This is a genomic window from Pseudomonas sp. HMSC067G02, assembly GCF_001813485.1.
GTDB lineage: Bacteria > Pseudomonadota > Gammaproteobacteria > Pseudomonadales > Pseudomonadaceae > Pseudomonas > Pseudomonas aeruginosa.
Genome location: NZ_KV812632.1, coordinates 20,650 through 33,193, shown reverse-complemented (window position 1 = coordinate 33,193; position 12,544 = coordinate 20,650). Strand labels below are relative to the sequence as shown.

General features: G+C 67.7%; 15 protein-coding genes. 5 read left to right on the top strand and 10 right to left on the bottom strand.

Features of this window, described 5'->3' with window-relative positions; translation table 11 throughout:
- Positions 1-88 precede the first annotated feature (88 nt).
- The 4 genes from HMPREF2914_RS04055 to yfiR form a co-directional block, all read right to left on the bottom strand.
- The gene (locus HMPREF2914_RS04055; protein WP_003109108.1) at positions 89-643 is read right to left on the bottom strand and encodes a magnesium transporter; all 555 of its coding nucleotides are present in this window, start codon (positions 641-643) and stop codon (positions 89-91) included.
- Positions 644-917: 274 nt separating this feature from the next.
- Positions 918-1,424, bottom strand: coding sequence for a small colony variant regulatory network protein YfiB (locus HMPREF2914_RS04050; RefSeq protein ID WP_003133895.1), 507 nt, complete (start codon positions 1,422-1,424; stop codon positions 918-920).
- Positions 1,396-2,703, bottom strand: a complete 1,308-nt coding sequence (tpbB, locus tag HMPREF2914_RS04045) for a small colony variant regulatory network diguanylate cyclase TpbB (protein ID WP_003116327.1) — start codon at positions 2,701-2,703, stop codon at positions 1,396-1,398. The genes HMPREF2914_RS04050 and tpbB overlap by 29 nt, the downstream gene beginning before the upstream one ends.
- The gene (gene yfiR / locus HMPREF2914_RS04040) at positions 2,703-3,275 is read right to left on the bottom strand and encodes a small colony variant regulatory diguanylate cyclase inhibitor YfiR (RefSeq protein ID WP_003082257.1); all 573 of its coding nucleotides are present in this window, start codon (positions 3,273-3,275) and stop codon (positions 2,703-2,705) included. Before yfiR ends, tpbB begins: the two co-directional genes overlap by 1 nt.
- Before the next feature lie 209 nt (positions 3,276-3,484).
- Between yfiR and def the strand changes: the two genes are divergently transcribed.
- Complete coding sequence (gene def, locus HMPREF2914_RS04035; RefSeq protein ID WP_023092118.1) at positions 3,485-4,024, top strand: peptide deformylase; 540 nt, start codon at positions 3,485-3,487, stop codon at positions 4,022-4,024.
- A gap of 33 nt (positions 4,025-4,057) precedes the next feature.
- Here def and HMPREF2914_RS32895 read toward each other — a convergent pair whose 3' ends face one another.
- Positions 4,058-4,189, bottom strand: a complete 132-nt coding sequence (locus HMPREF2914_RS32895; protein WP_003086493.1) for a hypothetical protein — start codon at positions 4,187-4,189, stop codon at positions 4,058-4,060.
- A 132-nt stretch (positions 4,190-4,321) separates the two neighbouring features.
- Positions 4,322-4,642, bottom strand: a complete 321-nt coding sequence (locus HMPREF2914_RS04030; RefSeq protein ID WP_003082265.1) for a DUF2025 family protein — start codon at positions 4,640-4,642, stop codon at positions 4,322-4,324.
- A 230-nt stretch (positions 4,643-4,872) separates the two neighbouring features.
- On the opposite strand from HMPREF2914_RS04030, the gene dgt reads away from it, so the two are divergent.
- Positions 4,873-6,369 (top strand): dGTPase, encoded by a 1,497-nt coding sequence (gene dgt / locus HMPREF2914_RS04025; protein WP_003109104.1) that lies wholly within the window; start codon positions 4,873-4,875, stop codon positions 6,367-6,369.
- A 13-nt stretch (positions 6,370-6,382) separates the two neighbouring features.
- On the top strand, positions 6,383-7,135 hold the full coding sequence (locus tag HMPREF2914_RS04020; RefSeq protein WP_003086499.1) for an SIR2 family NAD-dependent protein deacylase: 753 nt from the start codon (positions 6,383-6,385) through the stop codon (positions 7,133-7,135).
- A 6-nt stretch (positions 7,136-7,141) separates the two neighbouring features.
- On the opposite strand, the gene HMPREF2914_RS04015 is transcribed toward HMPREF2914_RS04020, so the two are convergent.
- Both HMPREF2914_RS04015 and HMPREF2914_RS04010 read right to left on the bottom strand, forming a co-directional pair.
- Entirely contained in the window at positions 7,142-7,729 is a 588-nt protein-coding gene (locus HMPREF2914_RS04015) for a DUF4234 domain-containing protein (RefSeq protein ID WP_003082271.1), read from the bottom strand.
- Between the two features lie 94 nt (positions 7,730-7,823).
- A complete protein-coding gene (locus HMPREF2914_RS04010) occupies positions 7,824-8,813 on the bottom strand; it encodes an aldo/keto reductase (protein WP_003082273.1) in 990 nt (329 codons plus the stop codon).
- A gap of 134 nt (positions 8,814-8,947) precedes the next feature.
- On the opposite strand from HMPREF2914_RS04010, the gene HMPREF2914_RS04005 reads away from it, so the two are divergent.
- Positions 8,948-9,859, top strand: a complete 912-nt coding sequence (locus HMPREF2914_RS04005; RefSeq protein ID WP_003086503.1) for a LysR family transcriptional regulator — start codon at positions 8,948-8,950, stop codon at positions 9,857-9,859.
- A gap of 34 nt (positions 9,860-9,893) precedes the next feature.
- Positions 9,894-10,301, top strand: coding sequence for a FosA family fosfomycin resistance glutathione transferase (locus HMPREF2914_RS04000; protein WP_003082280.1), 408 nt, complete (start codon positions 9,894-9,896; stop codon positions 10,299-10,301).
- On the opposite strand, the gene HMPREF2914_RS03995 is transcribed toward HMPREF2914_RS04000, so the two are convergent.
- Together HMPREF2914_RS03995 and HMPREF2914_RS03990 are read right to left on the bottom strand one after the other, a co-directional pair.
- Positions 10,298-11,275: a rhamnosyltransferase gene (locus HMPREF2914_RS03995; protein ID WP_003082283.1), complete on the bottom strand. Its 978-nt coding sequence runs from the start codon at positions 11,273-11,275 to the stop codon at positions 10,298-10,300. The genes HMPREF2914_RS04000 and HMPREF2914_RS03995 overlap by 4 nt on opposite strands.
- A complete protein-coding gene (locus tag HMPREF2914_RS03990; protein ID WP_023092117.1) occupies positions 11,263-12,531 on the bottom strand; it encodes a TCR/Tet family MFS transporter in 1,269 nt (422 codons plus the stop codon). The genes HMPREF2914_RS03995 and HMPREF2914_RS03990 overlap by 13 nt, the downstream gene beginning before the upstream one ends.
- Positions 12,532-12,544 lie beyond the last annotated feature (13 nt).

Here is a 12,544-nt window from a genome sequence, read left to right as displayed (position 1 = left end):
GCGCCGGCCGGGATGGCGGGCGGGTAGCCGGATATTCTAGCAGCCGGAGGGACGGCGCAGGACCTGCGCGGTGCGCAGGCCCCGCCGCTCAGACCATCCGCCGGAACTGCCGCCAGCGTTGCTGCCAGCCCAGCAGCAGCGGAGAGACCGCGGGGCCGGTGCCGGCGTCCTGCAGGCGCGGGTGGTGGCTGACCACGTTGACCAGGATCGGCTCCTGGGCGTTCTTCACATCGACGAAGAACAGGTGCTGCCCCTGGTGCAGGCGTTCTTCGAAGGGGCGGAAGGCGCGGTTGGTGCGCTGCAGGCCGAAGAAGCTGCCTTCCCACAGGCAGAACGCGCAGAGCACGGCGCCGAGGAAGATCACCGGAATCCAGCCGGCGGCGGTTTCCGTCCAGCCGCTGGCATAGGCGAAGGCCACGGCGACGATGGCCAGGACGAGGCCGACCAGCAGGCCGACACGGCCGGAGCGGACCACATCCTTCTTCATGAACGGAGAGACTTCGTGCAGATGGCGCTGGCCGGTCTCCGCGTCCTTTTCGCTGAGGACGTGGATCTGCTCGGTGGCGATGCCGCTGGCTTCCAGTTCGGCTTCGAGCCGTTCCAGCTCGTCGAGGTTGTCGCTGATGTAGTAATGCCGGTTCATGGCATGCCTCCCATCGTCTGACGGCCTGTTCCTTGGGCGAACAGGCAAAGGTCGATACCCCCTGTCGGTGAATCCCGGAGCACCCGCAAACGGCAGGTCGGCCGGGATTGTCGGTTTCTTGCGCAGCATTCAGTCTAGCATCCGCGGCAGCGGCGGCCGGTACGCCGGTCTGCTGGCTTCTTCCTTCAACATAGGCCGGAAGCGGGGTGGCGGCGGGGCCGGGCGATGGACGGGCCAGGTACGGGTGGGCCGTACGCAGCCCGCGAGCGCAGGATTACTCGGCGGGAACGATGATGGCGACGCGGCGGTTCTCGCTGCGGCCGGCGCGGGTCTTGTTATCGGCCACCGGCTTGCTCATGCCCAGGCCGCGGACCTCGATGTTGGCCGCCGGCATGCCGGCTTCGCGGAACACCGCGGCCACCGATTCGGCGCGCCGTTCGGAGAGCTTCTGGTTGTAGCCTTCGTCGCCGTAGTTGTCGGTGTGGCCTTCCAGGCGGACCTTGTCGATGTCTACCGCGAGCAAGGCGTGGGCGATCTTCGTCAGGGTGTTGCGGCTGTCGGGATTGAGACGGTCGAGATTGTTGCCGAACAGCACCTTGCTCGACATGCCGAACTCCCAGCCTTCGTCGCGGAGTTCGAAGCCCTGCTCCTGGAGCACGGCGATCTGCTCGGCGCTCAGGCCGGTCTGCGGCGGCTTGGTCTGGCAACCGGCCAGGCCCAGCACAAGGCTGAACAGGGCGAGGGCGAGCAATCTACTTGGGTGGAGCCTCTGGGGTAGCACTGTCTATCTCCTTTTCTTCCTGAAGGATGCGGGGGTCGTTGAGTTCCGCCAGGCGCCGGCTGCCGCGGGCCTGGCGCTTGGCGATGTACATCGCCATGTCGGCGTCGTGGAGCAGCGCCGCCGGGGTATCCGCGTGCTCGGGATAGAGGGCGATGCCGATGGTCAGCGAGGTACTCACCGTGCTGCCGTCGCTGAGCCGGATCGGCGCCTGCATGCTGGCGATGATGTTGTCGGCGATGCGCAGGGCGTCGGCGCCGGACGCCAGCGGTGCGAGCAGCACGGCGAATTCGTCGCCACCCAGGCGCGCCACCAGGTCGCTTTCGCGCAACTGCCCACGGATGCGCATGGCGATGTTGACCAGCACGGTGTCGCCGGCGGCATGGCCGAGGCGGTCGTTGATCTCCTTGAAACGGTCGCTGTCGATGAACAGTACCGCCAATTGCTCGCGGTGCTCGCTGGCATCGCGCAGCGCCCGGCTCAGGCGGCCTTCGAAGAAGGCGCGGTTGGGCAGGCTGGTCAGGCTGTCGTGGTGGGCCTGGTGCGCCAGCGAGGCGTTCTCGTCCTGCAAGCGCGCCTGCCAGGATTCGAGTTCGTCAAGCAGGGCGTTGAAGTCCTCGCCCAGTTGGCTCAGCTCGGCGATGCCGGCTTCCGGTACGCGCTTCTCGAAATCCCGTTCGCGGCGCACGGTATGCGCGACCTTCGCCAGTTGGTCGAGCGGGCCGACGATACCGCGTACCAGCCGCCGTGACAGGTAGAAGGCGCCCAGGGCGGTAAGCAGCAGGCACAGGACCATGCCGGCGAAACCGGTGAGCAGGAAGCGCAGCAGGCTGCCGCCGGAGCCTTTCACCTCCACCGAACCGATCTTCTGGCCGTCGTGCAGGATCGGTTGTTCGGTCGGCGCGCTGAGCAGCCAGTGCGCCAGTTGCTGTTCCAGCAGGTGCAGCGGCCCGGTGCTTTCCCGATGCCAGCTGGCCAGGGGCTGCCCCTGGCGGTCGTAGACGATGGCGCTGGAGACCTCTTCGCTGGAGGCGATCAGCGCCAGGGATTCCTCGGCGGCCTGGGCATCGCCGAAGACCACCGCGGCTTCGACGGTATAGCTGATGGAACGGGCGATCAGTTGCTGGTTGGGGTCCGCGTAGGCGCGCAGGGTCAGCAGGCCGACCAGGGTCACTGCCAGCCCGGCGGTGAATACCGCGACCAGCGCCACGCCCAGGTGCGCGCGATAGAGCACCCGGCGCAGCGATGGATTGGAACCCGTATAGCGACGACGACGGTTCATCACGGAGTGGCCTGCCGCCTTGCCAGTTTCAATACGCTCGGGTGCACGCGTACGCCGCTGCGGGCGATGGAGTCGAGATTGGCCTCGAAGGTGATGCGCGGACCGCCGACGTTGAGGCAGAACATGCTGCCGACGCTGCATTCGGTGCCACGCTCGCTGATGGACAGGACCGGATGCCCGGCCAGGCTGCGGAACACCTGCTGGCGCTCGCGCTCGTCGACCACTCCGAGGTAGATCACGTTGCAGAGCGTGCCGAGGTCCGGGTTGTCCACCGCGCGGCGTTCCGCATGCACGCGCCTGCCATTGGCCTGCACCATGCCGCGGAGCAGGCCGTCGGCGTACTCGGTCGGGCCGACCACGCAGAGTTGCAGAACCGCCGGTTCCTTCGGCCAGCGCACGTAGCTGAATATGCCCAGCAGAACCTGGCTGACCGCGTTGCTGCGTTGCTCGACCGACGTCCGTGCGTCGTCCGCCCACAGGCCTCCGCCGCCCAGGCAGGAAACCGCCAGGACCAGGCAGGCCAGGGTGCGCCTGTAGAGGTCGAGGGGCTGCAAGGTGGGCAACGAAGGCAAAAAGGTTTCCTCCAGGAAAACGTAGCGGGGTGGTACGACTGGCCAGTGTAGTCGGTGTGCGGCGAATATTACCGGATGTGCCGGGAAAGAAAGCCGTTCGGTGTCAAACCAATGACGCAATTGCCGGAGATGGAAGCTCTTTGCGTCTTGTCCTGTCTGGTTTTCTGGCTGAGCATGTAGGACGTTACTGACCTTTATCAGGGGGCGGCATGATCCGGGAAATCCTCAAGATGGGTGACGAGCGCCTGTTGCGCATTGCGCAGCCGGTGCCGTCCGAACTGCTCGGCAGCGAGGAGCTGCAACGGCTGATCGACGACATGTTCGAAACCATGCATCACGTCGGCGGGGTAGGGCTGGCCGCGCCGCAGATCGGCGTCGACCTGCAACTGGTGATCTTCGGTTTCGAGCGCAGCGAGCGCTATCCGGACGCCCCGGCCGTGCCGCCGACCATCCTGCTGAACCCGCGGATCACCCCGCTGGACGACGAGATGGAAGAGGGCTGGGAGGGCTGCCTGTCGGTGCCGGGGTTGCGCGGCGCGGTATCGCGCCATCGGCGCATCCGCTACCAGGGCCTGGACCCGCAGGGACAGCCGATCGACCGCAGCGTCGAAGGGTTCCATGCGCGGGTGGTGCAGCACGAGTGCGACCACCTGATCGGCCGCCTGTATCCCTCGCGAATCACCGACTTCAGCAAGTTCGGCTTCATCGAGGTGCTGTTCCCCGACCTGGACCCCGCCGCGGACGATTGAGCGGTTGCGCCTGCGGCTCCGCTCCGGCCTGGCTCAGCTCCGCGATGGGGTGCCGAGCGGCGCCGCCGGAGCGTGTTTTTTCGCTCGTTTCGCCAGGCGTTTCTCCTGGGCGGTTTTCAGCGGTTTCCTACGAGTTTCCTTCTTCGCGTTCAGTCCCTTGCTCATGGCGTTCACCTCCCCACGCAGCACCTGCGTGGCGCGCCGGATGGCCGATGGCGTCCGCGACGCCGGACGGCGGCGGACGCTTCCAGCATAATGCGTGGCGCAGCGCCCGGCGCGGGCGGCGATCGACGGCGCTCAGCGCAACTGGCGTTGTGCGGTGATTTCCGGCAGGTCCTGGCGGCGCAGATAGACCAGTAGCGGCTCGCCGATGTTCAGTCGTTCGTTGATGTTCTGTTCCAGCAGGATCTGCAACTGCTCGCGGCCCAGGCGCATGACGTCGTCGCGTACCGAACTCCAGACGAACTCGCTGGTGGGCGTGATGCTGTCGTCGGCTACGTCCATGCCGAAGGAGTCTTCGCTGAAACGCACGATGTAGCGGCCGGTCTTGCGGTTGAAACCGACGAACCCCTTGAGGGCATCGGCGGCCTGGCAGATGTCGGTGGATGTGATGCTCATGCGGAACCTCCCTGAACGTTCCTGTTTCTATGGGCGCACGCATGATTGGCGGCGCCCCCGTTCTGCGGCGGGGGTCGCTGGTGCCGAGCGGGGTATTCTGCCAGTTGCCGCCGCCCGGGGAAGAGGGCGGATCGCGAACGGTAGTGGGACGGATTGTCGCGACCTTGGTTAAACCGCCGCCACGCGCTAGGCTCGGGGTTCGCAGCCGACCGAGTGGAGAACAGCGCCAGATGCCAGGGGCCGTGGATTTCAAGGAGCGGATATCCCGCCAGCGTCCGCATGACAGGGAAACCTACGGACATGCCGGGAATACCGATCTGCAAGACATCGTCTACCAGTTGGAAAGCGACCGCGGGCGCATCGTCAATTCCGCCGCCGTGCGGCGCCTGCAGCAGAAGACCCAGGTCTTCCCGCTGGAGCGCAACGCGGCGGTGCGCAGCCGCCTGACCCATTCCCTGGAAGTGCAGCAGACCGGGCGTTTCATCGTCCGCACGCTGTTCCGCCAACTGGGCCCGCGTGCCGCGGAGGTCGGCCTGGACGGGCTGGAAGGCGCGCTGGAAAGCCTGGTGGAAATGGCCTGCCTGATGCACGACGTCGGCAATCCGCCGTTCGGTCATTTCGGCGAGTACGCCATCAACGATTGGTTCGAACGCAATCTCGACGCCCTGTTCGAGCGCCGCGTACCGCCGGGCCAGGGCGACGGCCTGTTGCAGCAGCGCATGCTCACCGACCTCAAGCATTTCGAAGGCAACGCCCAGGCCATCCGCCTGGTGGTGAAGCTGCTGCGCCTGAACCTCACCTACACGCAGACCGCCGGCCTGCTCAAGTACGTGCGTCCGGCCTACGAGCCGAAGCCGGACAAGGCAGCGGCGAACCACTACCTGAACAAGAAGCCGGGCTTCTATCTTTCCGAGGAAGCCTTCGTCGACGAACTGCGCCAAGTCCTCGGCATGCGCCCGGGCACTCGCCACCCTGTGGCCTACATCATGGAAGCGGCCGACGATATCTCCTATTGCCTGGCCGATATCGAAGACTCGGTGGAAAAAGGCATCCTCGACATCCGTCAATTGGCGGATCTGCTGGTGAAGAAGTTTGCCGTCCACCATTCGCCGGACGCACCGATTCCCGGCGACGCGGACAACATGAGCTTCCAGCGGATGGTCGACTACTCGCTGGAAAAGGCCGAGCGGGAGCCGATCAACAAGGTCAGCGAATTCTTCATCCGCCTGCGGGTGAAAATGATCCACCCGCTGGTCCAGCACGCCGCCCAGCAGTTCATCGACAACCTCGAAGCGGTTCATGCCGGCACCCTCGGCCGCGCGCTGATGGAGGACGGCAGCCTGCCGCACGCCATCGTCCAGACGTTCAAGGACGTGGCCATGGAATGGGTGTTCTGCCATCCGGAGGTGGAAACCCTGGAATTGCAGGGCTACCGCATCATCCAGGGCCTGCTGGATTTCTACGCGCCGCTGCTGCGCCTGCCGGCCGAGGAGTTCCAGGCCCTCGCCGAAGGTCGCCAGGCCGCCGCGCCGCATCCGCAACTGCTGGTTCGGCGCCTGCCGAGCCAGCAGATCAAGGCTTACCTGGAGGCCATGAAAGGTGTGGCGGAGGACCCGTTGCAGCGGCAGTGGGAGTTCTACCACCGCTGCCGCATGCTCCAGGATTTCGTCAGCGGCATGACCGACCAGCATGCCCAGGACGAATACCGCGCGTTGTCCGCGCTGTAAGCGGAGGAGCGAGATGCGCGCTGTCGTCGAACTGCTCGCCGGCGCCCGCCGCCTGGTGATCTTCACGGGCGCCGGGGTGTCGGCGGAAAGCGGGATTCCCACCTTCCGCGATGCCCTTGGCGGTCTCTGGGCGCGCTACGATCCGGCGGCCCTGGCCACGCCCGCGGCCTTCGCCGACGATCCCGCGCTGGTCTGGGGCTGGTACGAGTGGCGCCGCCTGAAGGTGCTGGGTGTCCAGCCGAATCCCGCGCACCGGGCGATTGCCGCATTGAGCGGACGAATCGCCGACACCCGGCTGGTCACCCAGAACGTCGACGATCTGCATGAACGCGCCGGCAGCCGCGACGTCCTTCACCTGCATGGCAGCCTGCACGCGCCGCGTTGCGCAACCTGCGCGGCAGCCTACCGGGACGCCTTGCCCGATTCGGTCGAGCCGGAAGAGGGACGACGGATCGAGCCGCCGCGTTGTCCGGCCTGCGGCGGACAGGTCCGGCCGGGCGTGGTCTGGTTCGGCGAGGCGCTGCCCGAGGCGGCGCTGCGCGAGGCTTTCGCCGCGGCCTGCGAGTGCGACCTGTTGCTCAGCGTCGGCACTTCCGGCGTGGTGCAGCCGGCGGCGCGGATACCCGGACTGGCGCTGGAGCACGGTGCCAGCGTCGTGCATGTGAACCCGCAACCGGTGCGCACCCGCCATCCGCGCGAACACTGTCTCGTCGGTCCGGCCGGCGAGGTGCTGCCCGAACTGTTGCGCCGGGCGTTTCCCGGCTGAGGCGGCTCAGCCCTGGGACGAGCCGAAGAGGATCACCGCGGAACCGATCAGGATCAGCAGCCAGTAGAGCGCGCCGAGCACGATGAACAGCAGGTTGTAGCCCGAATAGCCGGCGTTGCCCGTGCCCTGCGGGTCGCCGCTGGCGAGGTTGGCCTGGCGCTGGATGTTGCGCATCGGGATAAGCGGCGTGAGCAGCAGCAGGAGCGAGGGCAGCGAGTAGGGCTCCAGCGCGGGGACCACGTCGGTGAGGTGGCTGATCAGGTTCGCCGCGACCGTCAGCAGCACCGCCCAGGTCGCATCCTTGCTCGGGCTCCATAGTGCCTGGCGCTCTTCCGGCAGGGCCTGGTGGATCCGCCGGGCGAGGGCGTGGAAAAAGAAGATGCCGAAGATCGCCCGCCATACCGGGCTGATCCGCCGCTCCATCTGCGGTTGCTGGGCCTTCCAGTGCTTGTACATCCAGTACACGCCGTAGAGCCCCAGGGTGACGAGGAAGAGCACGCTCATCTTGCCCAGCGAGGTGACGAAGAAATGCGCCCGCTTCGCGCCGCGGGTTTCCACCAGGGGCGCTTCCGGGGTCTTGTAGACGTTTTCCATAACTGATCCGGCAGTCCTTGAGAAAAACCGCCATTTTGCCTTCCGCCGCTCCGTCAGGCCAGCGGCCAGGGGCGTTGCCGCCCCGGCCGTCCGATCAGGCGTTGCGGCTGGGCGGCGCCATGAACTCGGGACCGACCGGATCCTGGATGGTCTCGGCGAGGATCCGCTCGATGCGGGCCATGGCCTCGTCGTCCAGGCGCCAGCCGAAGGCGTCGGCGATGCCGTTCAACTGCTCCGGCTTGCGCGCCCCCCACAGCGCCACCGTAGGGCCGCGATCGAGAATCCAGCGGATGGCCAGGGCCAGCACCGACTTGCCATAGCGCTCGCGAGCCAGTTCCTCCAGTTGCGCGACCGCTGCCAGGTACTGGGCGAAGCGGGGCTGCTGGAACTTCGGGTCGGACTTGCGCAGGTCGTCACCATCGAAGCGGGTCTCGGCGTTCATCCGTCCGGAAAGCAGGCCGCGGCACAGCGCTCCGTAGGCCAGCACGACGATGCCGTTACGCTCGGCGTAGGGCAACACGTCGGCGTCGATGGCGCGCTCGAACAGGTTGTAGGGCGGCTGCACGCTGGCCAGCGGAGCGAACTGGCGGAACCCGTCCATCTGTTCCGGCGAATAGTTGCTCACGCCGATGGCGAGGATCTTGCCGTCGCGGCGCAGGCGCTCCAGTTCGCCGGCGGTCTCCTCGTGCGCCACCAGCGGGTCCGGCCAGTGGATCTGGTACAGGTCGATGCGATCGGTCTTCAGCCGCCGCAGCGAGTCCTCGACCTCCCGGCGGATGCGTGCGGCGGAGGCGTTGCGGTGGATGCCCGCGTCGCTCCACTCCAGCGCCGCCTTGGTGGCGATCACCGCCTTGTCGCGCAGGCCCTGCAAGGCCTTGCCGACGACCTCTTCGGAATGGCCGAAGCCATAGACCGGCGCGGTGTCGATCAGGTTGATCCCGGATTCCACCGCACGCCGGATGGTTTCCACCGACGTCGCGTCGTCAGCGCCGCCCCACATCCAGCCGCCGATGGCCCAGGTGCCGAGGCCGATGCGCGAGACCGGCGTGTCGATACCCTCGATGCGAATGCTTTCAACGCTCATGGAAATACTCCTGCAGATCGGGAAAACGCTTGCCGGCAATGCGCTCGGCGGCACGGAGCGATTACTCTAGATCACCCGAGATTGAATGTGGCTCAATGCTGCATTGACCTCCGAGAACTGCCAGGAGCCCTGGAATGCCGGCTTTCACCCGTTCCGAACTCGCCGACCTGAACGTCTTCATGACCATCGTCCGGCGCCGCAGCTTCCGTCACTCGGCCCAGGAACTGGGTGTCAGTACCTCGGCGCTGAGCCACAGCATGCGCAACCTCGAGGCGCGGCTCGGGGTGAAGCTGCTCAACCGTACCAGCCGTTCGGTGGTGCCGACCGATGCCGGCAGCGCGCTGGCGGCCAAGCTGGAGGATGGTTTCCAGGTGATCGGCGAGGCGCTCGGCGAGCTCGATGCCTATCGCACCTCGCCGGTGGGCCGGCTGCGCCTGAACGTGCCGCGCGATGCCTCGCGGCTGCTGCTGGGGCCGGTCCTCAGGCGCTTCACCGAGGCGTATCCGGACCTGCAACTGGAACTTTCGGTGGAGGACCGCATGGTCGACATCGTCGCCGACGGCTACGACGCCGGCATCCGTTACGGCGGCACGGTGCCCCAGGACATGGTCGCGGTGCCATTGACCGGGGAGCTGCGCTGGGTGGTGGCCGCGTCGCCCGATTACCTGGCGCGCCACGGCGTGCCCCAGCGGCCGGACGACCTGTTGCGGCACGCCTGCATCCGCATGCGCCTGGGCGACAACTCGTTCTACAAATGGGAACTGGGCGACGGCGAGCGGATGGTCGAGGTCGACGTGCCCGGCCCCTTCAGCGTCAACGAAAGCAATACGGCGGTTGCCGCGGCCCTGGACGGTGTCGGCCTGGCCTACTGCCTGGAGGTGGGAATCGCCGAGGAGCTGCGTAGCGGCCGGCTGCAACTGGTATTGCCGGACTGGACCTCGATGGGCGCGCCGTTCTGCCTCTACTATCCGAGCCGACGCCAGCCGCAACCCGGCTTGCGCCAACTGATGGAAATGATCCGCGGCGACTGGCTGGGACGTGCCTGAATCGACCTCCCGCCACACCTTGCAAGGAGCCCCCATGCTTACCGGTCTCAATCACCTGACCCTGGCGGTCGCCGACCTGCCGGCCAGCATCGCCTTCTACCGCGATCTTCTCGGCTTTCGCCTGGAAGCGCGCTGGGACCAGGGCGCCTATCTCGAACTGGGTTCGCTGTGGCTGTGCCTGTCCCGGGAGCCGCAGTACGGCGGGCCGGCCGCGGACTACACGCACTACGCCTTCGGCATCGCCGCCGCGGACTTCGCCCGCTTCGCCGCGCAGCTGCGCGCGCATGGCGTGCGCGAATGGAAGCAGAACCGCAGCGAGGGCGATTCGTTCTACTTCCTCGACCCGGACGGCCATCGCCTGGAGGCCCACGTCGGCGACCTGCGCAGCCGGCTCGCGGCGTGCCGGCAAGCGCCCTATGCGGGAATGCGTTTCGCCGACTAGGCCTTGGCCTTGCCGGAAGCTACGGACGCCACGGCCGGACCGGCGAGGCGCTTCAGCAGGCGCGGGCGGTTGCGCTCCAGTGCGCCGCCGCGCCCCCGCAGGCCGTCCCACAGGCCCCAGCCCAGGCAGCGCAGCTTGAGCAGCTTGTCGCGTTCGAGCAGGAGCACCGCGAGGCCCTGGGTCAGGGTCGGCAGGTTCGCCAGCAGGGCCAGCGGCGAGGACCGGGCGTAGCGGCGCAGGACCAGCAGGCCGTTGCGCGCCAGGTAGTAGCGGCGCAGCGGGGCGTGGTTCATCGCGCTGAGGCTGAGACCGCCGAGGCGGCGGGTCTTGCGCGTGCCGATGCGGTGCTCGAGGACCAGCCGCGGGTCGACGTACAGGGGCACGTCCAGCGCCTGGGCGCGCAGGCTGTACTCGGTGTCCACGTGGTCGATGAACAGTTCCTCGTCGAAGTGGCCGAGGCGCTGGTAGGCCTCGCGGGTCAGCAGGCAGCCGGAGGAGATCAGGAACGAGGTGCGCTGTGGGGTCGTCAGGCCGTCCAGAGACAATTGCCTGAGCGTCAGTCCGTCGAGATGGATGGCCGGCAGGAAGCGCCGGTCACCCCGGTCGAAGATCCGTGGGCCGAGCAGGCAGGCCTGACCGTTGCGCGCCTGCAGGTTGCGCCACTGGGCGGCGAGGAAGGCGCCGCCGGGACGGGAGTCCTGATCGAGCAGCAGCACACCCTGCACGCCACGCCGAAACAGCGCGTCTAGCCCCTGGTTGAAGGCGCCGGCGATGCCCTGCCGGTTGCCGTGGTGCAGCACAGCGATGCCTTGCCCGCGCAGCCGGGCATTGCGCTGCGGATCGCTGTGCGGTGAGTTGTCGACGGCGAGGAAGCGCAGTTGCGGAAACGCCGCCGCCAGTTCGCCAAGGTGTTCCAGGTCGTCGTCGCCAGGATTGAACAGTACCACCAGCACGCCCATGTCTATCCGGTCCATGATCGTTCTTCTCCCGTAGGTCGAAGTTGCCAGGCCAGGACCAGCCCGGCCAGGACGAGAAGGGCGCCGGCGAGGAATGGCGCGCCGGCCAGGGGCACTGGCGCGAGCGGACCGCTGCCCCAGTGGAACAGGCCGCTCATCAGTGGCGGACCGATGATCGCGGCGAGGCTCATCAGGCTGCTCAGCACGCCCTGCAACTCGCCCTGGCGGTCGACCGGCACGCGGGCCGAGAGCAGCCCCTGCATGGCCGGGGTGGCGAGGCTGCCGAGCGCGAAGGGCAGCAGCGCGCAGACCAGCCAGAACGACGAGTCGACCAGGGCGAACAGCAGCAGGCCGCAGCCTTGCAGGGCGAGGCCCAGGCGCAGCAGGCGAGCGTCGTCCAGGCGCCGCTTGCAGAGGTTCACGCCGAGGGTCTGGGCGAGCACCGCGAGCACGCCGTAGAGGGCCAGCGAGTAGCCGATCCAGGCGCTGCTCCAGTGAAACTTCTCGATCACGAAGAACGGCCAGACCACCATCACCGCCTGCAAGCCGAGGAATACCAGGGCAAGCACCGCCAGCAGGCGTCCGACCCCCGGTTGCCGAGCCAGGCCGCTGATCGAGCGCAAGGCGTTCATCCGCCTCGGATCCAGGCGGCGGCGTTGCGCGGGGGGCAGGGTTTCCTCGAGGAACAGGCCGGCGAGCAGGGCGTTGAGCAGGCACAGGCCGGCGGCCAACAACAGCGGCAGCGTCGTGCCGTGCACCGCCAGCAGCCCACCGAGGGCGGGGCCGAGGATCATGCCCAGGGCGAGGCCGGCGTACAGCCAGCCGAAGTGCCGGGTGCGCTGCCCGTGCGTGCCGAGGTCCGCCGCGCAGGCCATCGCGGTGGCCACGCTGGCGCCGGTGAGCCCGGCCAGCGCGCGACCGAGGAACAGCATCCAGAGGCTGTCGGCCAGCGCCAGCAGCAGATAGCTGAGGGCGAAGCCGAGCATCGCCAGGACCAGGACGGGGCGGCGTCCGAAGCGGTCGCTGAGGCTGCCGAGGACCGGCGAAAAGAACAATTGCAGCAACGCGAAGGTCATCACCAGGGCGGCGCCCCAGGTGGCCGCGTCGCGGACCGCCAGCGGCGCCACGCTGCCGATCAGCGTCGGCAGCAGGGGCACGATCAGGCCGACGCCAGCGGCATCCAGCAGGCAGGTAAGGAACAGCAGAGGCAGGACGCGTTTCGCGCCGGGACCGTGTTCCCGCGTGGCGGAGGGGCAGAGGCTGGTCGTGGACACGCCAGGATCCTCC